Genomic DNA, 23925 nt, shown 5'->3' with positions numbered 1-23925 from the left:
AAGCGATGTCCATTGCGTCGCCACGCCGCATGCGCGGGCAAGGCATGGTGGAACTGGCCGTTTGCGCCGCCGTGCTGGTCCCGCTCTTTCTGCTGATCCCGGTCGTGGCCAAGCTCGGGCACGGCAAGCAGATGGCGATGCAGGCCGCACGCAACGCGGCCTGGGAAGCCACGGTGGCCAACAACTACCAGCCGCCTACCCGGGGCGCACTGCAGAGCAAGGCGCTCGACCGCAATTTCGCCGATGCCGATGCGCCGATCAGGTCGGCGACGTCCGGCAACGGCAGCGGCGCGTTCGGCGACCAGATGCTCAATACGTTTTCGAACAGGAAGTTGCTGGAGAAGAACGACCTGTCGGTCACACGGACCGCCAACGCCAATTCGCCCGGCTACGTCGACGAAGCGGCGACGCTGTTGCCGAAGAACTATTTCGACAACGCCTTCCCGCCCAATCGGAAGGGCTACGTCACCGCGGAAGTGTCGCTGAACTACCGCGACCTGAAGACCGCCGATGGCCGGCCCGCGCATTTCCTGGAGCCGCTGGACAGCCTCAACCTGGTCGACAAGCGTCACCAGACCCTGCTGGCGGACGCCTGGAATGCGTCCGGCCCACGCAGCGGACCGCGCAGCGTGGTCAGCACCGTGAAGCCTTTGGCGCCGCTGTCGTATTTCGAAGGACTCGACGGCATCTTCGACACCCTGAAGGTGCTGGAGCCGATCATGCCGATGGTCGGATCGCTCGGCGATCTGGAAATCGGCACGATCGAGCCGGATGTCGTCCCCTCCGACAAGCTGGCCAATTACCCGGCCAAGCAATGAGCGGGCGACCTTCCAGCCGCCTGCTCGCGCAGATGGTGGGGCCGGTCCTGTTGGGGCTCGCCGCCCACCATGCACGCGCTGCGGATTGGCCGGATGTGCCTGTGCCCGAACAGGCCTCCGGCGAGATCGTGTCCGACCACATGATCTACAACGGCATTTCGATGCGCGCCAGCCGCTTCACCGTGCCCGCGCCGCCAAGCCAGGTGGAACAGTTCTATCGAAAGGAATGGGGCAAGGGCGTGGTGGCCACTCCCGTGGGCAACAAGACCGTGCTCGGCCACATGGAGGCGGGCGGCTACTACGTCACCGTCGAACTGAGCGGAGATGCCACCAGCACGCGCGGCCAGATCGGCGTCATGCAGCTCCCGAAGAACGACCTGCCGGCGGACGGCGTCGGCAAGGGCTTCGGACGGCTGCCGGATACGCAGGTCGCCGAAGACATCGTCTACATGGACACGCCGCGCCATGTCAGGACCTTGAGCATGCTCAACCGCTATACGCCGCTGCAGAACCAGCAGTACTACACGCGCTATTTCGCAGCGCAAGGCTACGTGCGGGACAGCTCCTCGTCGGCCTGCGCGGCGACGAGCCCGCATTGCATCGGCCGCTTCATCCGCCAGGAAGAACGCGTCACCGTGACCTCCAGCCGCGGCAAGACCGGCACCGTGGTCGTGGCGGTGGTCGAATGAATCGCTCCGGCATGCCCTGCAAGCGCACCCAACGCGGTCAGTCCACGATCGAGTACACCGTGGTGGTGATGGCGCTGGTGATCGTGCTGATCGCCAATCCGAACGTGATCACCGACGTGGTCACCGCCCTGAAAGACCTCTATGCCGCCTTTGTCTACGCCATCTCGGCGTCCGACATCCTGGTGGGTTGACCTCCATTCCCTCGCCACGGCCTGCCTCGACGGCAACTCTTCATGCAGAAACCAAAACTCAGCAAGAACGTCCTGTTCATCCTCATCGCCGTGGTGATGGCCGCCTTCGCTGCCTTCATCGCGGTGAGCTACATCCGCACCACCGTCGCCGAGCGCACCCAGGACACCCGGCCGATGGTCGAGGTGGCCGTGCCGGTGAACGACCTGCCGCAGGGCGCCATCCTGCAAGGCAGCGATCTGGCGTCGCGGCCGATCCCGGCCGAATTCGCGCCTGCCGATGCGGTCACGCCGGACAACCACGGCCAGTACGAAGGTCGGATGCTGCGTGCTCCGGCCCGTGGCGGCGCGCCGCTGAGCGCCAGTGCGCTGGTGCCGCTGTACGAACAGTTTTCCCGGCTGATTCCCAAGGGCAAGGTCGCCTACACGATGAGCGTGGACGAGAACAACTCGATCTCCGGCATGATCGCCCCGGGCGACCTCATCGACATCTTCTTCGTGAAGGATGCCTCCACCAGCGGCGCGCCCGGTTCGGGCAGCGGCGCCCAGGTGTTTCCGCTGCTGCAGAAGGTCAAGGTCCTGGCGGCCGGCAGCCGGATCGGCGATGCGCCCACGCCAAAGGAGGGAGAGGAGTCGAACGAATCGGCTGGATTTTCCAGCGTCACCCTGGAGCTCGACCAGTACCAGGCCAAGCAGTTGGCCATGGCATCGAAGGTGGGCGCGGTCCGTGTGCTGCTGCGCGAACTTCAGGACACGTCGCCTGGCGCGGCGACAGGCATGAGCGAGAGTCAGTTACTGCGATCGCTGGGATCGGGCGATCCGGAAAGCACCGGCACCGGAAGCAGCCGCGTTGAGTTCATCATTGGCGGAAAGGGTTGAGCATGAGGCAAGCACCAGGACGTGGCAGAAGCAAGGCAGGCAGGTCGGCGGCGTGGCTGGCCGGCATCCTGTTGGCGGGTATTGGGGGAATCAACGCGTCGGCCCAACAGGCCGCCACACCGGCCGCGGCGAACACCGCGGCGCATCCTGCGGCGGCGCCCGCCGCCGGCACGCCGTCCGACGAAGCGGCGGCCGAGCAGGCGCGGCTGATCGCACAAGGTCGCCAGGTCGACCAATTCAAGCGCGCGGCCGAATCGCAGATCCAGGAATTGGGAACGGGTACGGCCTCGGGCGGCGTCGCCCTGGCTGGTGACAGGAAGCCGTCCGTCGCACCGCCCCTGCAGCCTGCCCAGACCGTCTATGCAGGTGAGGCCGTGGTTCGCCGCGTGCACGGTGCCTTGCGCCGCATCGCAGTCGGCGATGGCGAGGTGCTCAGCGTGTTTTCGGTCGGCAAGTCCGAACTGGTCATGATCGGCACCAAGCCCGGCGACACCAACGTGCATCTATGGATGGCAGACGGCAGCCAGCGCGATGTCAGCGTGACGGTGACGGGCGGCAAGTCGGAAGGCGTGGCCGAGACCGTGCGCGAGTTGCTGGGCAATACGCCTGGCGTCACCGTCAGGGCGATCGGCTCCAACGTCGTCATCTCCGGTAACGACATCGATGCGGCCACGACCGCCAAGATCCAGGCATTGCAGAAGCTCTACCCGCAAGTCCTGAACTTCGCCGGCGCCGATCCGGTCGGCATGCGGCCGATGATCCAGATGGACGTTTCCATCATGGAGTTCAACAAGAACGCGGTGGAAGACCTGGGCATCCGTTGGGACACCACGATCGACGGTCCGATCGGCGGATTGATCCGCGATGTCACCACGAACGGCTTCTTTCGCGTGCTTCCCGAGAACAACCAGACGTTCCAGGACGTGAAGGACACGTTGCCCACCAGGCTGCCCGGGCCACAGGGCTACTTCGGCATCGCGACCACCATCGGGTCGCAGATCAACCTGCTGATGAGCCGCGGCAAGGCATGGGTGCTGGCCCAGCCCAAGCTCAGCGCCAAGAGCGGCAGCAGCGCCTCGTTCCTGGTCGGCGGCGAAGTGCCGATCGTGGTGCCGTCGGTGCTCGGGCAGACCCAGATCGAATACAAGGAATACGGCATCCGTCTCAACATCAACCCGACGGTCAACTCCTCCAATCAGGTGAACACCTCGATCATGGCCGAGGTCAGCAGGATCGATCCTTCGGTGTCGGTGCAGGGCGTGCCCGGCTTCCTGACGCGTCGCGCCGAGACCGAAATCAACGTCAACGCCGGCCAGACCATCGTCATCTCCGGCCTGCTCGATCGCGAGGCTTCCAAGGCCGTGGACAAGCTGCCGATCCTCGGCGACATCCCGATCCTGGGCAAGCTGTTCCGCTCCGACGGGTTCCGCGGCAACAAGACCGAACTGGTGATCTTCGTGACCCCGCGCATCGTCAGTCCGACCTCGCCGGAGAACCTGCAGGATCTGCAGCGCGGCGATGCGATCGAGAAGGGCTTGCAGGACGAGATCAGCCCCAGGCAGGACAAGTTGATCAAGTAATCCACCCCACGTAGTGCGGAAGGTTCATCGTCATGTTCACAGTGCTGATCAATACGCCAGGCCGCGATACCCGCCAGGTCAAATGCATGCATCGGGAGTGCGGCATCGGGCGCGCCGATGCCAATCTGGTGATGCTCCAGGGCTGGAATATCGCCGGCAAGCACGCCACCCTGCTGCGCGAAGACGAGGGCGTTTTCATCCTGCCCTTGGGCGGGCGCGAACCGATCACGCTCAACGGCAAGGTCGTCGTGGCCAAGCAGGGTCCGATCGACGGCAAGGACGAGATCCGCATCGGGCACTACATGCTCAAGGTGAGTGGCGACGATGCGCGGATCGCCAAGCACACGCCCGCGGCCAACGATGGCGTCGCCGCGCGCGCGGCCGAACCTGCAACGGCGCCGGCCGACGCCGCGTCCGCAGCCAAGGCGGCCGCGCCGGCTTCCACCGACATGGTGCTGGCCGGACCACCGCCGCCGGATATCGCGACCTGGCGCACCAAGCTGCACATGGCGCTGGTCCGGCAAATGGACCTGCGCCGGATGGACGTGCGCAGCATGGACGACGGCGCGCTCCGCGACAGCACCATCAACCTGATCGACGATATCCTCGCGCGCGAATTCGCCGACCTGCCCTCGGACATCAACCCGCGCCGCCTGGCCAAACAGGTGCTGGACGAAGCCATCGGGCTGGGACCGCTGGAAGATCTGATCGAGGATCCGACCGTCACCGAAATCATGGTCAATGCCCACGACGATATCTTCATCGAGCGGGCCGGGCGCATCCAGAAGTCCGAGGTGGTGTTCTCCAACGAACGCGCCTGCCTGGCGGCGATCGAACGGATCGTCACCCCGTTGGGCCGGCGCATCGACGAAAGCTCGCCGCTGGTCGATGCGCGCCTGAAGGACGGCTCGCGCGTGAACGCGGTGATCCCGCCGGTGGCGCTGCGCGGGCCGAGCATCAGCATCCGCAAGTTCGCCACGCGCCGCTTGATGGGCGAAGACCTGTTGAAATACGGCTCATTGAACCAGCCGATGCTGGACTTCCTGATCATGGCCGTGCGCGAGCGCCGCAACATCGTGGTGTCCGGCGGCACCGGCTCGGGCAAGACCACGCTGCTGAACATCCTGTCGAACTTCATTCCCGATGGCGACCGCGTCGTCACCATCGAGGACGCGGCCGAACTGAAGCTCGTGCAGCCGAACCTGGTCGCGTTGGAGGCGCGTCCCGCGAACATGGAGGGCAAAGGCCAGATCACCATCCGCGACCTGGTCAAGAACGCGCTGCGCATGCGCCCGGATCGGATCGTGGTCGGCGAGTGCCGCGGAGGCGAGAGCCTGGACATGCTGCAGGCCATGAACACCGGCCACGAGGGTTCGTTGACCACCGCGCACGCCAACAACCCACGCGAAACGCTGTCGCGCCTGGAGGTGATGGTGATGATGGCCGGCATGGAGCTGCCGATGACGGTCGTGCGCGAGCAGATCGCCTCGGCGGTCAACCTCATCGTGCACCAGCGCCGCTATCCCTGCGGGTCGCGCAAGGTCAGCCACATCACCGAAATCACCGGCATCGAAAGCGGCACCATCCAGATGCAGGACCTGTTCCTGTTCAAGCCGACCACCTACCACGGGCCGGACGGCAAGGTCGCCGGCAACTTCGTGGCGACCGGCGCGGTGCCCGAATTCTACGAGGAGCTGGCCGAGCGTGGCGTGTCGGTGGATCTGGACATCTTCCGCAGCCAGGGAAGTACGCGCTGATGGCCCTGTGGCTGATCGCCTTGCTGGTGTTCGGCGGCGCCTTGGTCGGCGTTCTGCTGGTTGCGCGTTCGGGCGAGCGGTTCATGCAGCGCTACCGCGAGAGCTTCATGGACCAGGCGCGCATGAACCTGGCGGACATGTTCCTGTTCATGGACCCGGCACAGGTCTACATGGTCAGCGCCGTGGTGATGGTGATCATCCCGCTGCTCATCTGGATGCTGACCGGCAGCCTGGTCATCGCGGTGCTGATCGGCATCTTCCTGATCTTCGCGCCCCGCAAGATCTATGCGTATCTGCGCCGGCGGCGGCTGGAAAAGATCCAGGAGCAGCTCCCGGACGCACTGCAGATGCTGTCCAGCAGCCTGCGTGCCGGCGTGGGCTTCGCGCCGGCGATGGAAGTGCTGGTGCACGATGGCCAGCCGCCGTTGGCGCAGGAGCTGGCGCTGGTGCTGCGCGAACAGCACATGGGGGTGCGCGCCGAGGAAGCGATGGAAAATTTCAGCAAGCGCGTGCCGATCACCGACGCCGAACTGTTCGTCTCGGCGGTGAACATCTCGCGCGAGGTGGGCGGCAACCTGGCCGAAACCCTGGCGACGCTGGCCGAAACGCTGCGCCGGCGCCTGACCATGGAAAAGAAGGTCAAGTCCCTGACCGCGCAGGGTCGGTTGCAGGGCATCGTCATGGCGATGCTGCCGGTCTTTTTGATCGGCTATCTCAGCTTGATGTACAGCGAAACCATGCAGCCCATGTTCCACAGCTGGCACGGATGGGTGGTGATCACCATCTGTCTGGTCATGGAATACCTGGGCTATCGTCTCTGCAAGAAGATCATGACGATCGACGTATGACCTGGATGCTTGCCCTCGTCGCCCTTCTGGCCGCCGGCGCCGTCGCGCTGGTGATCATCGGCACGCGCGGGGTGATCCGCGAAGTCGAGCTGGAGGATCGCACCTACTACGATCCGCTGCCGCGATTGATGCAGATGATGTGGCCGCTGGTGACCGTGCTGACCCGCCGCATCGCGCCGCACCTCAGCGTCACCCAGCTCGAGCAGACCCATCGCCAGCTGCAGGCCGCCGGTCAGGACTTCACCCTGACCCCGGAAGAGTTCTACGGCCTGCGCATGGCCAGCGCGATCGTGGTGACCGCGGTGTTCCTGCTGTGCACGGCGATGCTCGGCAAGCTCGGGATCGGAGCGGGGCTGATGTGCCTGTTCTTTGGGTGTGTATTGGGCTGGCTCTACCCGGCGCTGTGGCTTGGCGAACGCCGCAAGGCGCGGCAGAAGACGGTGGTGCGCGACCTGCCGGTCTACCTGGATTTCATCACCATGTCGGTGGAAGCCGGCTTGAATGTGACCGGCGGCATCGAGCAGGCCGTGGCCAAGGGCCCGGCCGGCGCGCTGTCGCAGGAGTTCTCGCGCATGCTCCGCGATCTGCGTGCCGGACTTCCCAGGGCCGAAGCACTGCGGCGCATGGCAGAACGCATGGACATCGCCCAGATCACCAGCTTCACCAGCGCGCTGATCCAGGCCGACAAGGTCGGCGCCAACTTGAGCGACACGCTGCGCGCGCAGGCCAACCAACGCCGCGAAGAGCGCTTCCTGCGCGCGGAGAAGCTGGCACTGGAGGCGCCGGTGAAGATGATGCTGCCGCTGGTGATGTTCTTCTTCCCGCTGATCTTCCTGTTCCTGGGCTATTTCATCTACTTGAAGATGTTGCAGGAGGGAATCCTGTGAAGCACGGGCACATCGAGCGCAGCCGGGGCGCATCCATCCCGCACGTGTGGTCCGCCGACACCTGGTGGTCGCGGATGCGTGGCCTGCTGGCACGGCCGGCACTGGCCAAGGACGGATCGGAAGCCCTGTTGATCCGGCCATGCGCCAGTGTGCATACCATCGGCATGGCCTACCCGTTGGACCTGGTGTTTCTCGCGCGCGATGACGTCGTCCTGGAATGGCGCGAGAACGTCAGGCCATATCGGGCCGCGGCCTGCCGGGGCGCGGTGGCCACCATCGAATTCCACGGTGGCGCGCTGGACCGGCTGCAGCCGCAGCAGGGCGAACAGTGGCGCTGGCGTGCCGCAGCGGTCGCGCCGCCGCCCGACACTGGAGCATGGTCATGAAAACACGCGTGCGGGAGTTTCGCAGCCGGCGCTCGATGCGCGGCCAATCCATGGTGGAACTGGTGATCATCACCCCGGTCCTGCTGTTCCTGTTGCTTTCCGTCATCCAGGCGGTCCTGCTCTACCGGATGAAATCGACACTCGACTACGCTGCGCTGATGGTCGCACGCACGGGCGCGGTGACCGGCGTGGACCGCGGCGAAATGCAGAAGAGCTTCGCCAAGGGCATGATGCCGCTCTACTCCAAGGACACCGGGCAGGTTGCATTGGAAATTGCCTATGGCAAAGCCTATGCAGACTTGAACGTGCTCAGGCGCGGGCACATCACCGTGATCAACCCGACGCGTGCAGCGTGGAGCGACTTCAAAGAGCGCCAGTACAACGGCAAGTACGCCCTGCCCAACGATACCCTCGCCTACCGCAGCAACGCGGTCGGCAGCAGTGGCGTCAACGTCCAGGACGCCAACATCCTGAAGGTCAAAGTCGTTTACGACGCACCGCTGGTGGTGCCGTTCGTCGGCTGGGTATTGGGCGGAAAATCCCAGTACCTGAAACCGGGCACCTTCGAATCATCGACGCTGCAGCCGCTGACCAATCGCCTGCCGATCGAGAGTTACGCCATCGTGCGCATGCAATCGCCGATCTATACACAGGGCAACCTGGACAAGTGAAGCGTTGGCGTTCGGTGCTGGCATGTGCGCTCGCGATCTCCCCCGCGCTTGCGGAAAGGGCGCGCGCCGAGGAACTTCCGTTCTCCGGCGTGGCCGAGGTGATGACCAACCAGCTGAGCGGGTTGAGCCGGATCCGCCCCAAGGACGCGCCGCAGCCGGTGACGCTGTATTTCCGCGACGATGCGCTGCGCGTGCAATTCAAGGACGCCAGCGGCACGCCGTACGCGCTAATCCTGACCAAGGACGCAACCATCGGGTGGATCGTGGGCCAGCAGGGCGATGGCATGCCGGTGCCCGGCATGCGCTGGCCGCTGCGCTTCGACCCGGAGCAGCCCTGCGCTGGCCTGGGCATGTTCGCCGACTGCCAACGTGCCGACACCGGCGTCCATGCCGGCCGGCCGGCGGTGCAGTGGCGATACCGGCTTTCCAATGCGAGCGGCCCCGGCATGACCCGACAGGGAACGATGTGGCTGGATCGCGACACCGGCCTGGTGCTTGCGTATCGCGGCAAGACCGGTCTGCAACAGCAGCAGCAATGGGACATCCAGCGCGTGGAATACCGCCCGCAACCCGATGCGCTGTTCCAGCCCCCCGAGCCGACCCACTAGTCACGCGCGCTGACGGCCTGCGCCGCGCGCCATTCCGCGCGGCCGATTGGTCGGTGTTCATCGTGGCGCAGGAAGATCGGCAGGGTTCGCGGCTACACTGTTTTTTCGTCCCCCGGCAAAGGAGTACCTCTGTGAAAAAAGCAGTAGCGGCGACGTTGGTTGTAGCGATCACCCTGGGTCTTGGCGCCTGCAAGAAGCAGGAGCAAACCGCGCAGAGCGACGAGCATGCCGCCGCGTCCGCGGCTGCGGCCGGCAGCCCGCAGGCGTCGCAACCTCAGCAGGAAGCGACCCCCAAGGGCTTCGATGCCTCCAGCCTGCCGGTCTCGAGCGTGCCGCTGGGCGCGTTCCCGTATATCGCCCTTCCCAACGGCTATGTCACCGGAAGCACGCCGGATGTCGCCGATTTCGACCAGGTACCGTTCTGGACAGGCGATCGCCTGGAAACAGTGGAAGGCAAGGTGTGGTCGGCGCACATCGACGCCGCGCAGGGCAAGACCTTCTCGGACGTGGAGCTGGAACGCAACATCGAAGCGGTGGTCGCGTCGCTGGGCGGCAAGAAGATCTTCGACGGCAAGATTCCGGAACAAGCGGGGCAGAAGATCAAGGACTGGCCGCGCGACTTCGCGGTCAAGTACAACAGCGGCCTGGGCGATGTCTGGAACAATCCCACACAGGTGTTCGTCGTGCATCGCGCCGATCGCGACATCTGGATCCACCTGTGCAGCTATCAGTTCGGCGGTGGACTGCTCATCGCTGAAACCAAGCCGCTGGAAATCACCGCCAGTGTGTTGCCGGCCAGCGAATTGAAGGCGCAGATCGACAAGACCGGCAAGGTGGCATTGCAGGTCAACTTCGCCACCGACAAGACCGACATCCTTCCGGACTCGCAACCACAGATCGAGCAGGTCGTGCAGTTGCTCAAGCAGGATGCCTCGCTGAAGTTGGCGGTGAATGGGTACACCGACAACACCGGCGATCCGGCGCACAACAAGACGCTGTCGGACGGCCGCGCCAAGGCTGTCGTTTCCGCCATTACGGCCCAGGGCATCGATGCGGCCAGATTGACGTCCGCCGGTTTTGGCGACGCCGACCCGGTAGCCGACAACGCAAACGAAGCCGGCAAGGCGCAAAACCGCAGGGTCGAACTGGTCAAGCGCTAGAGCCCGCCAACAGTGCCCGCCTGGACGTCGCATCGGTAGCGCAAACCTGCTCGCGTGTCTCGTCGCGAGCAGGTCTTTTCCGCACCGACGCCAGCGGGACCCTACTCGCACGACCCTGAGCATTCCTGCGCGGATCGGCGGACGCTGCGCGCCGTTCCCCGCGAGTTCATCGCCGACCCCCTCGCCGCCGGCTGGCGCTATCGATCCGCCGCGCAAGGACCCGACGGCACCACCAGCGGCACGCTGTGGCTGGACGGCAACGGCCTGTTGCTCGGCTACCGCGGCCGCATCAGGAACCGACGCGACGAACGCAGCCTGCGTGTGGACACGGTCAGCTACGAGCCCGTGCCCGCCGACGCCTTCGAGCCGCCGGAAGGCTTGCGCACGCCGGGCACGGCCGCACCGCGGCGCTGAAGCCAGCCGGCGCCGCTGCTACCATCGGCGCATGCGCATCCTGATCCTCGGCGCCGGCGCGACCGGCGGCTACTTCGGCGGACGCCTGGCTCAGGCCGGCGTCGATGTCACCTTTCTGGTCCGCCCGGCGCGGGCCGAGCGCCTGCAGCGCGACGGCTTGCGCATCCGCAGCCCGCGTGGCGATGCCGACCTCGCGGTGGCCACGCTGACCGCCGATACGTTGCCGGCAACGGCCGCCGCGCGGCCGTTCGACCTGGCGATCCTCAGCTGCAAGGCCTACGACCTGGACAGCGCACTGAACGCGCTGGCGCCGGCAATGGGCACCGGCACCGCGCTGCTGCCGATCCTCAACGGCCTGCGCCACTACCCGCTGCTGGACGCGCGCTTCGGCGCCGACCGCGTGCTCGGCGGCCTGTGCTTCATCAGCGCCACGCTGGGCGCGGACGGCGCCATCGAGCACCTGGCCAAGCCGGCCTCGCTGACCTTCGGCGAGCGCGACGGGCGCGGCGCCGACAGCGCCCGCGTGCGCGACCTGGCCGCCGCCTGCGCGCAGGCCGGCATCGACCATGTCGCCACGCCCCGGATCGCGCAGGAACAGTGGATCAAGTACACCTTCCTGACCGCACTGGCCGCGGCCACCTGCCTGATGCGCGCGCCGACCGGCCGCATCGTCGCCAGCGACGACGGCGTGGCGCTGCTGCGCGGGCTGTATGCCGAATGCACGGCGGTCGCCGCCGCCGCCGGCGAACCGGTGCCGGAAGCGGCGCAGGCCAGCGCACTGCAGCTGCTGACCCAACCCGGCTCGCCGATGAAAGCCTCGATGCTGCGCGACCTGGAAGCCGGGCAGCAGGTGGAAGCGCAGCACATCGTCGGCGACATGCTGGCCCGCGCCCGCGCCGCCGGCCATGCCGCACCGTGGCTGCTGGCCGCGTATTGCCATCTGCAGGCTTACCAGGCCGGGTTGGCGCAAGGCTGAAGGCATGGCGGCGGGCGACGCCGCCACAGTGACGCGCCTCGCAGCGGAGAGGTTCACGCCCCCACAGGTGCCCGGCACACCGCCATGCGCCGGCATGCATGTGGTACGAGCCGGCCCGGCCGCGACGGGCGTCGCCATGCGACTGTCCGGCCGACACGCGTCGGGACTGAAGTCCCTCCCAAAACCCACCCCGCCCGGCTTGCCCTTGCGCGTGCATGGAGTGGGTGCAACCGCGACAGGCACTTCCCCGGTCACCGGAGCCGCGAGGACCCGCCGACGCCGATGCCCGAGACCGTCCACCGCCACTGATGCATTCCCTGATCCGCCCGACCGGGCAGCGCAGTCCGCCACGCGGCAGCCGCCTCGGGGGGCCGCGGAACGCATTGCGTGCCTGCGAGTCCTCGGCTGCGGCACGTGTGCCCCGTCCGTCGCGCCTCTTCGCGCGCCGCTGACGCCCGCCGCGCCTATGCTCGCCGACCTGACCACGGCGAGCGGCGATGAAGTTCATGGAAAAGATATTCCGCGGCGGCCATTTCCTGATCATCCTGCTGTTCCTGCTGTGCGCCGCCGGCCTGGTGGCGATGGCGGTGCTGGAACTGTGGCACGGCCTCACCCCCGGCGGCGACCTGGTCATCCGCGACCGCTTCAACGTGGTGCTGGAGGCGATCGGGCTGCTCACCGTGGCGCTGGTGACGCTGGAACTGGGCCAGACCATCTTCGAGGAAGAGGTGCAGCGCGACGTCAAGATCAGCGGCCCGACGCGGGTGCGCCGCTACCTGTCGCGGTTCTTCGTGGTCATCGTCATCGCCCTGGCGATCGAGACGCTGGTGTCCGTGTTCGAACTGATGCACGACGACCCGGCCAAGCTGCCCTATGCCACCGCGGTCGGCCTGTGCGCGGCGCTGTTGCTGGTCGCCTGGGGCGTGTTCGTCAAGCTCAACCGCAGCGCCGAGGAACTGGAGCCGGAAGCGATGGCGGAAGCCAAGCGCGAGGACGCGCAGATCGAATAGCGCGGATCCGCGCACGGAAAACCGGCGCAGCGACGGGCCATGAACCCTGTAGGAGCGGCTTCAGCCGCGACAGGCGCTAACGGTAGTGCCGGTCGCGGCTGAAGCCGCTCCTACAGGATCTCGCGAGCGCAAACGACCGCGATCGACTGCTGCGGCAGCGCACGTGCCGCCAGCATTCGGTCCGCATCGCCACGCACAACCGCGATAGCCGCAGCCGGGCGGCGGACTGCGCTCATGCATCGTCGGGCAAGCGGAAGAACCCGCGCGCGGTGGCGGTGGTCGCCGCCGCGGTCGCCGCCACGTCCTCGCCGCGGTCGCGCGCCAGTTCCTCGACGATGTGCGCCAGGAACGCCGGTTCGTTGCGCCGGTCCTTCGGCAGCGGCTTGAGCGTGCGCGGCAGCAGGTACGGCGCGTCGGTCTCGATCATCAGCCGCGCTGCCGGGATGTTCCTGACCAGCTCGCGCAGATGCGCGCCGCGGCGCTCGTCGCACAGCCAGCCGGTGATGCCGATGTGCCAGTCGCGGTCCAGGTAATCGAACAGCTCCTCGCGGGTGCCGGTGAAGCAGTGCACCACCGCCGGGCCGAGCTTGCCGTCGAACTGGCGCATCAGCGCCAGGAAATCCGCATGCGCGTCGCGCTGGTGCAGGAACAGCGGCTTGCCGGTGTCGGCGGCCAGCTGCAGCTGGCGCTCGAAGGCGCGGTGCTGCGCCGGGCGCGGCGCCAGGTCGCGGAAGTAGTCCAGCCCGCACTCGCCCACCGCCACCACCTCGGCATGCGCATGCAACGCGCGCAGTTCGGCGTCGCACTCGGCGGTGTACTCGAGCGCGTGGTGCGGATGCACGCCCGCGGTGGCGTAGAGGAAACCGGGGTGCTGCTGCGCCAGCTGCAACGCCAACGGCGAGTGCTCGCGGCTGGCGCCGGTCACCACCAACTGCGCGACGCCGGCGTCGCGGGCGCGCTGCAGCACCGCGTCGCGGTCGCGATCGAAGGAGTCGTGGGTGAGGTTGGCGCCGATATCGATCAGAGTCATGCGGAGATGCCGAGGAAGCCGGGCAGGAAAGCGGGGGATTGTACGGGGCCGGCGCTAACCGCGAGAGGCGCGCGCTCTACAGCGGCGCAGCCGATCCGTATCCTTGGCCGATGGCCTCTCCCGTTTTTCCGATCGACCCGCTGCTGCCGCAGATCCGCGACAGCCTCGCCGCGCACCCGCGGCTGGTGCTGGAAGCCCCGCCCGGCGCCGGCAAGACCACCCAGGTGCCGCCGGCGCTGCTGGACGCGCCGTGGCTGCAGGGCCGCCGCATCGTGATGCTGGAACCGCGCCGGGTCGCCGCGCGCAGCGCCGCCACGTTCATGGCCCGGCAGCGCGGCGAGGCGCCGGGCGAGACCGTGGGTTACCGCATCCGCTTCGAGAACAAGGTGTCCGCGCGCACCCGCATCGAAGTGGTCACCGAAGGCATCCTGACCCGGATGCTGCAGGACGACCCGATGCTCGACGGCGTCGGCGCGCTGCTGTTCGACGAATTCCACGAACGCCACCTGGCCGCCGACCTGGGCCTGGCGCTGGCGCTGGACGTGCAGGCGCAGGTGCGCGAGGACCTGCGCATCGTGGTGATGTCGGCGACGCTGGACGGCGAACGCCTGGCGCAGTTCCTGGACGCGCCGCGGCTGTCCAGTGCCGGCCGCAGCTATCCGGTGGAGATCGCGCATTTCCCGGCGCGGCGCGAGGAGGCATTGGAAGCGCAGACCCGCCGCGCCATCGAACATGCGCTGCAGCAGCATCCCGGCGACGTGCTGGTGTTCCTGCCCGGGCAGCGCGAGATCGCGCGGGTGCAGGCGGCGTTGGAGGCAGCCGGGGTGGGGCTGGGCGTGCCCGCATCGGGGGCCGCTTCTGGCGCCCTCGCCGCCGGCACCGCCTCGGGCGCACCCTCATCCGGCGCTGCGCGCCACCTTCTCCCGGGGGGAGAAGGCAGCGGTGTCGACGTGTTGCCGTTGCATGGCGAACTGCCAGTCGAACAGCAGGCCCGGGTGCTGCAGCCCGATCCGCACGGCCGCCGCCGCGTGGTGCTGGCGACCAACGTGGCCGAATCCTCGGTGACCCTGCCCGGCGTGCGAGTGGTGATCGATGCCGGGCTGGCGCGCGAGCCGCACTACGACCCCAACAGCGGTTTCTCGCGGCTGGACGTGACCGCCATCTCCCAGGCCTCGGCCGACCAGCGCGCCGGCCGTGCCGGCCGTGTCGCCGCCGGCTGGGCGTACCGGCTGTGGCCGCAGTCGCAGCGCCTGGAGGCGCAGCGCCGCGCGGAAATGCTGCAGGTGGAACTGGCCGGGCTGGCGCTGGAACTGGCGGCCTGGGGCAGCGACGCGTTGCGCTTCGTCGATCCGCCGCCGGCCGGCGCGCTGGCCGCCGCGCGCGAACTGCTGCAGCGGCTAGGGGCCTTGAGCGAGAACCAAGCGATCACCGCGGCCGGCCGGCGCATGTTGGCGCTGGGCACCCATCCGCGGCTGGCGGCGATGCTGCTGGCCGCGCCGGATGCGCGTGCGCAGGCGCTGGCCTGCGACCTGGCCGCGCTGGTCGAGGCGCGCGATCCGCTGCGCCAGGGCGGCGACGCGCTGGCGGCGCGCTGGCGCGCACTGGCCGGGTTCCGCCGCGGCCGCGCCCCGCACGACGCCAACCGCGGCGGCCTGGCCGCGATCGATGCGGCCGCCAAGCAATGGCGGCGGCGCCTGCGCAGCGACGCCGCCGCGCCGGACAGCGTGGAAGCGCACGAACTCGGCGACCTGCTGGCCCATGCCTTCCCCGACCGCATCGCCACCCGCCATCCGGCCGATCCGTTGCGCTATCTGCTGGCCAACGGCCGCAGCGCACGCCTGTTCGAGCACAGCGACCTGCGCGGCGAGCCGTGGCTGGTCGCCACCGAACTGCGCTACGAAGCCAAGGACGCGCTGCTGCTGCGCGCCGCGCCGGTGGACGAGGCGCGGCTGCGCGCGGATTTCCCGCAGCGCTTCGTGCAGCAGGACGTGGTGCGCTGGGACGCCGAGCGGCGCGCGTTGAGCGCGCTGCGCGAAACCCGCTTCGACCGCATCGTGCTCGACAGCCGCCCCGCCGGCCGCGTCGATCCGGCGCATGCGGCGGCAGCGCTGACCGAGGCGGTACGCGAACTCGGCCTGCAGGCGCTGCCGTGGAGCGAGCCGCTGACCCAATGGCGCGCGCGCGCGGTCGCGCTGCGCACGTGGATGCCGGAGCTGGGCTTGCCCGATCTCGGCGACGCAGCGCTACTGGAAGGCCTGGACGGTTGGCTGCGCCCGGCCTTCGCCGGCAAGACCCGGCTCGATGCGCTCGGCGAAGACGACCTCGGCGAGGCGCTGAAGTCGCTGCTGCCGTGGGACCAGCGGCAGGCCGTCGATCGCCACGCGCCGACGCGGATCACGGTGCCCTCGGGCATGGAGCGGCGCATCGACTACGCGCTCGACCACGCCGGCCAACCGCAACCGCCGGTGCTGGCGGTGAAGCTGCAGGAACTGTTCGGGCTGGCCGACACCCCGCGCGTCGCCGACGGCCGCGTGCCGCTGCTGCTGCACCTGCTCTCGCCTGGCGGACGCCCGCTGCAGGTGACCCAGGACCTGCGCAACTTCTGGTCCAGCACCTATCCGGAAGTGAAAAAGGAAATGAAGGGCCGCTATCCGCGCCACCCGTGGCCGGACGACCCGTGGACCGCCACCGCCAGCCATCGCGCGAAGCCGCGCGGCACTTGAGCACGGCGGCGGCCATCGCGCTGCAGGTTTGCGGCCGTTGCAGACGGGCAACAGCGGCGAAGAGGACGTTCCGTCTGCACGCCGCGTTTCCGAAGGTCCGGCGCAAGCACGCCGGATGCACCGATGCAGGCGAGCACCGCCTCGCCCGCCGTCCCTGCCCGTGGATGGCGAAGGCGATGGACCCGGCGCGAACGCTGCGCTGATCGACGTCGCCCGCGGCAACGTCGCGCCAGCGCCACGGCGTGCGGCCCCGTCGAGACATCCCCACCGTGGCGATTGCAACCGCACCGGCCACCGCACCCGAACCGGCCGCGCATTCAGCCGGCAGACGACTCCACGCCGGCGCGCTAACGCGGTCTATACGGTACCCGGGGGACACTGCGGTCCTTATTCCTGCCAGTAGGGACGCCCCCATGAGCAAGCTGACCATCATCACCGACCGCGCGCTGGATCTCGCCAGCCATGCCGGCGACAGCCTCCGTCACATCGGGCCGCAGGCCAACAAGTGGCTGCAGTCCGGCGCCGCCATGGGCGCGCTGAAGACCGGTGCGGCGCTGGGTGCGGTGAAGACCGGCACCAAGGTCGCGCGGACGGCGGTGCGCCGCAATCCGGTCATCGCGATCGCCGCCGCGGCGGTAGGCGTGGGCCTGCTCGGGTATGCGATCTACCGCAAGCGCCAGCGCGACAACAACGCGCCGATCGAAGGCGATTCGCAGCGCATCGAAGCCAGCAAGCGCGGCAACGCCGGTGCCCGGCGTTCGGCGGCGCGCACCTCGCGCCGTGCCGCGGCCGCGCAGGACGCCACCGAAGAATAAGCATTGCAGGAGCGTCGCCGCGACAGCGACGACGGCAGCGCCATCGAAACAGCGGCCGGATGCATCCGGCCGCTGTTTTCGTTTACAGGCAGCGGACGCCGTGGTTTCCAAGCGATCTGCAGCGCGGCGACGAGGCCGCCGCGACGGCGATCGTCGAGCGCCTGCGGACACGCCACACGGCACGCAAGCGTCTCAATCCGGAATTCGCGACCACCGGCCCCGTTCCTGTAGGAGCGGCTTCAGCCGCGACAGGGCTACCGGTAAAGCGTCGCGGCTGAAGCCGCTCCTACAAGGGAGCATTGCCCAAACGGCTTACAGCGCCCGCCACGCGCCCGGCGCCAACCCCTCCAGCCGGTGCGCGCCGATCGCCGCGCGGACCAGGCGCAAGGTCGGCAAGCCGACCGCGGCCGTCATGCGCCGCACCTGGCGATTGCGCCCTTCGCGCAGCACGATCTGCAGCCAGGCATCGGGCACCGTCTTGCGGAAGCGCACCGGCGGGTCGCGCGGCCACAGGTCCGGCTCCCTCTCCAGCACGCTGGCCTGCGCCGGCGCGGTCGGTCCGTCGTTCAATACCACGCCATCGCGCAGGCGCTGCAGCTGTTCGGGCTGCGGCACGCCTTCCACCTGCACCCAGTACGTCTTCGGTTGCTTGTGCCGCGGATCGGTGTAGCGGTGCGCCAGCGCGCCGTCGTCGGTGAGCAGCAGCAGGCCTTCGCTGTCGTAGTCCAGCCGTCCCGCCGCGTACACGTCGGCGGGCAGGCCGAACCCGGCCAGCGTGCGCCGCGGCGGGTCGCTGCGATCGGTGAACTGGCACAGCACATTGAACGGCTTGTTGAACGCGATCAGCATGGAAGCGGAGATTGGAGAAAAGGGATTCGGGATTGGCCACGCATCGACGGCGCGCGCGGCGCGGGTAATTCTCCCACGCCGGTTTCCCTTTCCCGCTGCCCGCGCCGCCGTTCTCAGCGCTTGACGAACTTCAGCGTCATCCGGTCGCTCTCGCCGATCGCCTTGTACTTGGCATCGTCGGCGGCATCGTGGCTGTTGCTCGGCGGCAGCGTCCACACGCCGCCGGGATAGTCCTTGGTGTCGCGCGGATTGGCGTTGACCTCGCTCTTGCCGGCCAGTTTGAAGCCGGCCGCCTCGGCCATCGCGATCACCTGCGCCTGGCCGACGTAGCCGCTCTTGTCGTCGGCCGGCACGTCGGCCTTGGCCCGGTGCTCGACCACGCCGAGCACGCCGCCGGGCTTGAGCACCGCGTAGAAGCCCTTGAACATGCCCTCGGCCTGGCCGGACATGCGCCAGTTGTGCACGTTGCGGAAGGTCAGCACCAGATCGGCCGAGCCGGCCGGACCAAACACCGGCGCGGTCGGCGAATACGCCACCAGCTTGGCGCGGTCGTACTGCGCCGGCGCGGCGGCGAACTTCTGCTCCAGCGTCGCGCGCGCCTTCTGCTGATACTCGCGGCCGCGCCCTTCCGGCACCGCCGTCGGATCGACCACCGCGGCGATGTACTGGCCGCGCTCGCGCAGGTACGGCGCCAGGATTTCCGAATACCAGCCGCCGCCCGGAGTGATCTCGATCACCGTCTGGGTCGGCTTGATGCCGAAGAACGCCAGGGTCTGCCCGGGGTGGCGATAGGCGTCGCGCTCGACGTAGACGCGGTCGCGCCAGCTGCCGTCGATGGCCTTCTGCAAGGCCGCATCCGGCGCCGGCAGGCTGGCGCTGTCGGCAGGCTTGATCGCCTGCGCGTTCGGGATCGCCAGCGTCGCGGCAATGGCAAGGGTACAAGCGCAGGCAAGCGTGGTGCGAAGGCTCATGGCGTACGTCCGTTGTCGGTGTGACGCGAGCCTAGCACGCATGCGCGCACGCCCGAATGTTGTCTTCGCGTTAGCGCGAATCACGCAAACGGAACGCTGTTTTCGCGACCATCGCCCCGATACCGAAACCTCGGACGACTATCCTGTCGCCCTTCCCCACAGCGGAGCGTTCCCCATGCTGCACACGCGCGAACTCGGCCGTTCCGGCCTGCACGCGGCGCCGCTCGCCTTCGGCGGCAATGTGTTCGGCTGGAGTGCCGACGCCAAGACCTCCTTTGCCTTGCTCGACGCCTTCGTCGAAGCGGGCTTCAACCTGATCGATACCGCCGATGCGTACGCGGCCTGGGTGCCCGGCAACCGCGGCGGCGAGTCGGAAACCATCATCGGCCAGTGGCTCAAGCGCAGCGGCAAGCGCGACAAGGTGCTGATCGCGACCAAGGTCGGCAAGTGGGCCGAACGCCCGGGCCTGGCCGCCGACAACATCGCCGCGGCGGTGGACGAATCGCTGCAGCGCCTGCAGACCGACGTGATCGATCTGTACCAGGCCCACGAGGATGACGAATCGGTGCCGCTGGAAGCCTCGCTGGCCGCGTTCGGGCGGCTGATCGAGCAAGGCAAGGTGCGCGCGATCGGTGCCTCCAACTACAGCGCCGAACGCCTGGCCGAAGCGTTGAAGGTGTCGGCGCAGTACGGATTGCCGCGCTACGAGACGCTGCAGCCCGAATACAACCTGTACGACCGCGCCGGCTACGAGGCCGGCCTGGAACCGCTGGTGCGCGAACAGGGACTGGGCACGCTCTGCTACTACGCGCTGGCCCGCGGGTTCCTCAGCGGCAAGTACCGCAGTCCCGCCGATGCGGCGAAGAGCCAGGCGCGCGGCGACAGCGTGATCGCGCGCTACCTCAACGCGCGCGGCCTGCGCATCCTCGCCGCGCTCGACGACATCGCCGGCAAGCATTCGGCCACGCCGACCCAGGTCGCCCTGGCGTGGCTGATCGCGCGCCCCGGCATCGCCGCGCCGATCGCCAGCGCCACCAGCATCGAGCAGTTGCAGCAGTTGTTGGCCGCCGCGCGCCTGGCGCTGTCGGCCGAGGACATCGCGCAACTGGATATCGCCAGCAAGGAAACCGTATGAGCACCGCTTCCCATACCACCCGCGTGGTCCTCGCCTCGCGTCCGCAAGGCGCGCCGACCGCGGAGAATTTCCGCATCGAACAGGCGCCACTGGCCGTGCCCGGTCCCGGCCAGGTGCTGCTGCGCAACCGCTGGCTGTCGCTGGATCCGTACATGCGCGGACGCATGAGCGATGCGCCCTCGTACGCGCCGCCGGTGCAGCTGGGCGAGGTGATGGTCGGCAGCACCGTCGCCGAGGTACTGGAATCGCACCATCCCGACCTCAAGCCAGGCGACCTGGTGCTGGTGCAGAGCGGCGGCTGGCAGACCCACCTGGTGGCCGACGGCGCCGGCCTGCGGCGCAAGCTCGATCCGCACTCGCCGCTGCCGCCGAGCACCGCGCTCGGCGTCTACGGCATGCCCGGTTTCACCGCCTACGCCGGCCTGCACGAAATCGGCAAGCCGCAGAGCGGCGAGACCGTCGTGGTCGCCGCCGCCACCGGCCCGGTCGGCGCCAGCGTGGCGCAGATCGCCAGGTTGCGCGGCGCGAAGGTGATCGCCATCGCCGGCGGCGCCGAGAAATGCCGCTACCTGCGCGAGGAATTGGGCCTGGACGTGGCGCTGGACCATCGTGCTGCGGACTTCGCCGAGCAACTGCGCGCCGCCGCGACAGACGGCATCGACGTGTACTTCGAGAACGTCGGTGGCCACGTGTTCGATGCGGTGCTGCCGCTGCTCAACGATTTCGCGCGGGTGCCGGTGTGCGGCACCGTCGCCACCTACAACAACAAGGGCGAACAGCCGCCGGGGCCGGACCGCCTGCCGGCGCTGATGAACCAGGTGCTGCGCCAGCGGCTGACCCTGCGCGGCTTCATCGTCGGCGATTTCGTCAAGCTCTATCCCGAGTTCCTGCGCGAGATGGGCGCGTGGCTGGCCGACGGCCGCGTGCGCTATCGCGAGCATGTCGTGCAGGGGCTGGAGAACGCGCCGCAGGCCTTCATCGACATGCTCGGCGGCGGCAATTTCGGCAAGCTGGTTGTGCAGCTGGATGAAAGCCGGGATTAGGGATTCGGGATGGGACAGCCTGCGCTGCGCGGTCGGGATCGCGCGGCGCTTGTCTGTGCAGCCCTGACCGCGTCTATTGCAACAGGAAGCGCAGCAGCGCGTCGTTGAAGGCGTGCGGCGATTCCACATTGCACAGGTGCCGGCCATGCACCTGGGCGAAGCTGCCGCGCGCCGCCTGCGCGGCGATCGCCTGCAGATCGGCCGGCGGGCAGACCGGATCGTCGTGTCCGGCCAGCGCCAGCAGCGGCGTAGCGATCTCGCCCAGGACCTCGCGGAAATCGGCGCTGGCCAGCGCCTCGCAGCAGGCCGCATAGGCCTGCGCATCGGTGCTCAGGAAGCTCGCCAGGATCGCCTCGACCGTTGCCGGCTGCATCTCGGCGAAGGCCGGGGTGAACCAGCGCTCGCGGGTGCCGGCGAGCAGCGACGCCAGTCCGTCGGCCTGCACCTGCGCGATGCGTGCCTGCCAGCCATCCTCGGTGCCGATCCTGGCCGCGGTCGCGCACACGGTAAGCGTGTGCAGGCGCGCGCCGGCGTGGATGCCCAGCCATTGCCCGGTCAGCCCGCCGATCGACAGGCCGCAGAAATGGGTCCGCTCGACCGCCAGCGCATCGAGCAACGCCAGTACGTCGCCGGCCAGCGCCTCGATCCGATACGGTCCAGGCGCGGCGCTCGAGGCGCCGTGGCCGCGGCGGTCGTAGCGCAGCACCCGGTAGTACGGTGCCAGCGCGTCGATCTGCGCGTCCCACATGTGCAGGTCGGTGCCGAGCGAATTGCAGAAGGTCAGCCATGGGCGGCCTTCGCTGCCGTCGATGCGGTAATGCAGGCGATGCGTCGGAAGTTCGAGGAAGGGCATGGCGGCGGGGTCGGCTGGGAAGGGCGCGCGACCGATGGCCGCTACCGGAGTCTAGCTCCCTCGCGCCTTGCCAGCATGCTCCAAGCGCGCACCGCCGGGTGTTCGCTACCGCAAGCCGGCACAGAACTCTTGAGGCGCATGCGCGACCGACTGCACGTGCGGCCCACACCGACATCCAATTCGCCACCCTGTGTCGGCGCCGGACAACAAGGAAATCCGTGCGACGACGGCATCACGACCACACGCACCGCGTCGCTGCGACAACACACCTCGTGCGTGCCGCAGCGACGCATCGCCGCGATGTCCCGGATCCTGGCCTATCTCACTTGGTCGCCGGATCCCAATGCTCCTGGATCTTGCCGTTCTGGATGCGGAACATGTCGAACCAGGTGGTCGTGTAGGTCTTGGTCGCATCCTTCGGGTCGGGCAAGGTGCGCACCGATACCAGGGTCACGTAGTCGCCCTCGGCGAGGATCGCCACCAGCGGCAGCTGCACGCGCGGCTTGATCGGCTGCGGTTTGACGAAGGCGGTCAGGAACTGCAGGAACGCGTCGCGGCCGTTGGCCACGGTCGGATTGTGCTGGATATAGTCCTTGGCCATGTACATCGGCGCGTACTCGGTGTGCCCGGCCTCGAACACGATGCGCCAGAAGTCGTAGACCAGGCGCTTGTTCGCCTCGGTGCGCCAATCCGAGCCCTGCAGCAGCTGCTGGTGGTTGGGATTGGCGGTAACCGCGGTTTGCGCGAATGCGGAAGCGGCGGGGAACGCGAGCAGCAATGCGAGCAGAGACGCATGCAGGCGAATTTTCATTTCGATGACTCCGTCGGGGGGAAGGGGCTTGATCGCAGGCACCATCCAGTAACCGGAAAGTAAGTGATTGGCCGCTGGAGGACGCACCGCGAGCCTAGCAGTGCGCATTGCGCCAGGTCGGGCATCGCCGGGAGAAAATGCGGCGATTTCCCGATGATTTTTTTCGCTTTGCGGAGCCGGCCACAGTAACCAAAACACCAGAATTGGAAACGCCTCCTCGCGAGTTGCGAATCTTCCGGCGGCTGCCGACGCGGAGCGCAGCGATCGAGAGATTGGCGAGAGAGAAAAAATAATTCGATAAACCCCTTGCGCAATGAAAACAACGCAGGTAATGTGCGCGCCCATCAGCCGACACGTTCGGCAACGACGACTCCGACGATCATGACCTTCCGCCCCTTCACCGCACATCTGCCCGGCCTGCAGCGCGAAACGCGCGCAGCGGTCCTGCGTGCGCTGCGCGATACCGCGCTGCGGCTGGATCGCGCCACCTGATCGACTGATCGCCCGTTGCGGAGATCGGTTGCATCGATCTCCGAGGAACGCGAACGCCCTCGGACACCATGCCGGGGGCGTTTTGCTTTGCGCGTTCGCATGCTTTTTTGTTTTTGTCGATCCAACATCCCAGGCACCCGGGCATGGAATGCCCGGAAACAGGGAAGTTTCGCTCGCGAGGCGCGCAAGCGCTGCGTCCAGGTGCCGGACGCGGGCGGCGGGAATGGAATCGACGCAGGAATTGCCGTTTCGAAAGAGGCGGCAATGGGAAACTGCACTTAATGGTCGCTAGCGGTACGGGATGCCATTCCCGTCCGGTGCGCACGGCACTG

General features: G+C 68.0%; 25 protein-coding genes. 20 read left to right on the top strand and 5 right to left on the bottom strand.

The genetic code is table 11. The features are described from left to right. The first annotated feature begins 5 nt into the window (after window positions 1-5). From AB8810_RS01845 to AB8810_RS01775, 15 genes are all read left to right on the top strand, one after another. Window positions 6-818 carry a TadE family protein gene (locus tag AB8810_RS01845; protein WP_369915393.1) on the top strand — a complete coding sequence of 271 codons (813 nt, stop codon included), beginning with the start codon at window positions 6-8 and terminating at the stop codon, window positions 816-818. Between the two features lie 101 nt (window positions 819-919). Further along, entirely contained in the window at window positions 920-1507 is a 588-nt protein-coding gene (locus AB8810_RS01840) for a hypothetical protein (protein ID WP_372530411.1), read from the top strand. An 11-nt stretch (window positions 1508-1518) separates the two neighbouring features. Next, window positions 1519-1698 carry a hypothetical protein gene (locus AB8810_RS01835; protein WP_369915391.1) on the top strand — a complete coding sequence of 60 codons (180 nt, stop codon included), beginning with the start codon at window positions 1519-1521 and terminating at the stop codon, window positions 1696-1698. A gap of 42 nt (window positions 1699-1740) precedes the next feature. After that, window positions 1741-2574: a Flp pilus assembly protein CpaB gene (cpaB, locus tag AB8810_RS01830; protein WP_369915390.1), complete on the top strand. Its 834-nt coding sequence runs from the start codon at window positions 1741-1743 to the stop codon at window positions 2572-2574. Between the two features lie 398 nt (window positions 2575-2972). Further along, complete coding sequence (locus AB8810_RS01825; RefSeq protein ID WP_369915389.1) at window positions 2973-4154, top strand: type II and III secretion system protein family protein; 1182 nt, start codon at window positions 2973-2975, stop codon at window positions 4152-4154. A gap of 32 nt (window positions 4155-4186) precedes the next feature. Next, window positions 4187-5911: an ATPase, T2SS/T4P/T4SS family gene (locus tag AB8810_RS01820; protein WP_369915388.1), complete on the top strand. Its 1725-nt coding sequence runs from the start codon at window positions 4187-4189 to the stop codon at window positions 5909-5911. Then, entirely contained in the window at window positions 5911-6759 is an 849-nt protein-coding gene (locus tag AB8810_RS01815) for a type II secretion system F family protein (RefSeq protein WP_369915387.1), read from the top strand. Before AB8810_RS01820 ends, AB8810_RS01815 begins: the two co-directional genes overlap by 1 nt. Beyond that, a complete protein-coding gene (locus tag AB8810_RS01810; RefSeq protein WP_369915386.1) occupies window positions 6756-7646 on the top strand; it encodes a type II secretion system F family protein in 891 nt (296 codons plus the stop codon). The genes AB8810_RS01815 and AB8810_RS01810 overlap by 4 nt, the downstream gene beginning before the upstream one ends. After that, entirely contained in the window at window positions 7643-8032 is a 390-nt protein-coding gene (locus AB8810_RS01805) for a DUF192 domain-containing protein (protein ID WP_369915385.1), read from the top strand. Before AB8810_RS01810 ends, AB8810_RS01805 begins: the two co-directional genes overlap by 4 nt. After that, window positions 8029-8703 (top strand): TadE/TadG family type IV pilus assembly protein, encoded by a 675-nt coding sequence (locus tag AB8810_RS01800; protein ID WP_369915384.1) that lies wholly within the window; start codon window positions 8029-8031, stop codon window positions 8701-8703. The genes AB8810_RS01805 and AB8810_RS01800 overlap by 4 nt, the downstream gene beginning before the upstream one ends. After that, window positions 8700-9311: a hypothetical protein gene (locus tag AB8810_RS01795; RefSeq protein ID WP_369915383.1), complete on the top strand. Its 612-nt coding sequence runs from the start codon at window positions 8700-8702 to the stop codon at window positions 9309-9311. The genes AB8810_RS01800 and AB8810_RS01795 overlap by 4 nt, the downstream gene beginning before the upstream one ends. A 53-nt stretch (window positions 9312-9364) precedes the next feature. Continuing rightward, entirely contained in the window at window positions 9365-10471 is a 1107-nt protein-coding gene (locus tag AB8810_RS01790; protein WP_369915382.1) for an OmpA family protein, read from the top strand. Window positions 10472-10525: 54 nt separating this feature from the next. Next, the gene (locus AB8810_RS01785; RefSeq protein WP_369915381.1) at window positions 10526-10885 is read left to right on the top strand and encodes a hypothetical protein; all 360 of its coding nucleotides are present in this window, start codon (window positions 10526-10528) and stop codon (window positions 10883-10885) included. A 31-nt stretch (window positions 10886-10916) separates the two neighbouring features. Beyond that, a complete protein-coding gene (gene panE, locus AB8810_RS01780) occupies window positions 10917-11861 on the top strand; it encodes a 2-dehydropantoate 2-reductase (RefSeq protein ID WP_369915380.1) in 945 nt (314 codons plus the stop codon). 506 nt (window positions 11862-12367) lie between these two features. Continuing rightward, window positions 12368-12871, top strand: a complete 504-nt coding sequence (locus tag AB8810_RS01775) for a hypothetical protein (RefSeq protein ID WP_369915379.1) — start codon at window positions 12368-12370, stop codon at window positions 12869-12871. 232 nt (window positions 12872-13103) lie between these two features. On the opposite strand, the gene AB8810_RS01770 is transcribed toward AB8810_RS01775, so the two are convergent. After that, window positions 13104-13901, bottom strand: coding sequence for a TatD family hydrolase (locus AB8810_RS01770; protein WP_369915378.1), 798 nt, complete (start codon window positions 13899-13901; stop codon window positions 13104-13106). 110 nt (window positions 13902-14011) lie between these two features. Between AB8810_RS01770 and hrpB the strand changes: the two genes are divergently transcribed. Next, window positions 14012-16624 carry an ATP-dependent helicase HrpB gene (hrpB, locus tag AB8810_RS01765; protein ID WP_369915377.1) on the top strand — a complete coding sequence of 871 codons (2613 nt, stop codon included), beginning with the start codon at window positions 14012-14014 and terminating at the stop codon, window positions 16622-16624. A 413-nt stretch (window positions 16625-17037) separates the two neighbouring features. Continuing rightward, on the top strand, window positions 17038-17439 hold the full coding sequence (locus tag AB8810_RS01760) for a hypothetical protein (protein WP_179571064.1): 402 nt from the start codon (window positions 17038-17040) through the stop codon (window positions 17437-17439). Window positions 17440-17751: 312 nt separating this feature from the next. Here AB8810_RS01760 and AB8810_RS01755 read toward each other — a convergent pair whose 3' ends face one another. Beyond that, a complete protein-coding gene (locus AB8810_RS01755) occupies window positions 17752-18288 on the bottom strand; it encodes a pseudouridine synthase (RefSeq protein WP_369915375.1) in 537 nt (178 codons plus the stop codon). 113 nt (window positions 18289-18401) lie between these two features. Further along, window positions 18402-19259: a class I SAM-dependent methyltransferase gene (locus AB8810_RS01750; protein ID WP_369915374.1), complete on the bottom strand. Its 858-nt coding sequence runs from the start codon at window positions 19257-19259 to the stop codon at window positions 18402-18404. A 175-nt stretch (window positions 19260-19434) separates the two neighbouring features. On the opposite strand from AB8810_RS01750, the gene AB8810_RS01745 reads away from it, so the two are divergent. Then, window positions 19435-20394, top strand: a complete 960-nt coding sequence (locus AB8810_RS01745; RefSeq protein WP_369915373.1) for an aldo/keto reductase — start codon at window positions 19435-19437, stop codon at window positions 20392-20394. Then, complete coding sequence (locus AB8810_RS01740; RefSeq protein WP_179571068.1) at window positions 20391-21437, top strand: NADP-dependent oxidoreductase; 1047 nt, start codon at window positions 20391-20393, stop codon at window positions 21435-21437. Before AB8810_RS01745 ends, AB8810_RS01740 begins: the two co-directional genes overlap by 4 nt. 73 nt (window positions 21438-21510) lie before the next feature. On the opposite strand, the gene pcaD is transcribed toward AB8810_RS01740, so the two are convergent. After that, complete coding sequence (gene pcaD, locus AB8810_RS01735) at window positions 21511-22290, bottom strand: 3-oxoadipate enol-lactonase (protein ID WP_369915372.1); 780 nt, start codon at window positions 22288-22290, stop codon at window positions 21511-21513. Window positions 22291-22612: 322 nt separating this feature from the next. After that, window positions 22613-23101: a nuclear transport factor 2 family protein gene (locus AB8810_RS01730; RefSeq protein ID WP_179571070.1), complete on the bottom strand. Its 489-nt coding sequence runs from the start codon at window positions 23099-23101 to the stop codon at window positions 22613-22615. Between the two features lie 306 nt (window positions 23102-23407). Here AB8810_RS01730 and AB8810_RS01725 point away from each other — a divergent pair, with 306 nt between their 5' ends. Then, the gene (locus AB8810_RS01725) at window positions 23408-23593 is read left to right on the top strand and encodes a hypothetical protein (protein WP_369915371.1); all 186 of its coding nucleotides are present in this window, start codon (window positions 23408-23410) and stop codon (window positions 23591-23593) included. Window positions 23594-23925 lie beyond the last annotated feature (332 nt).

This window comes from Xanthomonas sp. NCPPB 3005, from assembly GCF_041228095.2.
Taxonomy (GTDB): Bacteria; Pseudomonadota; Gammaproteobacteria; order Xanthomonadales; family Xanthomonadaceae; genus Xanthomonas_A; species Xanthomonas_A bonasiae.
The sequence above is the reverse complement of the archived record's forward strand: the minus strand, read 5'-3'. Positions and strand labels throughout refer to the sequence as shown.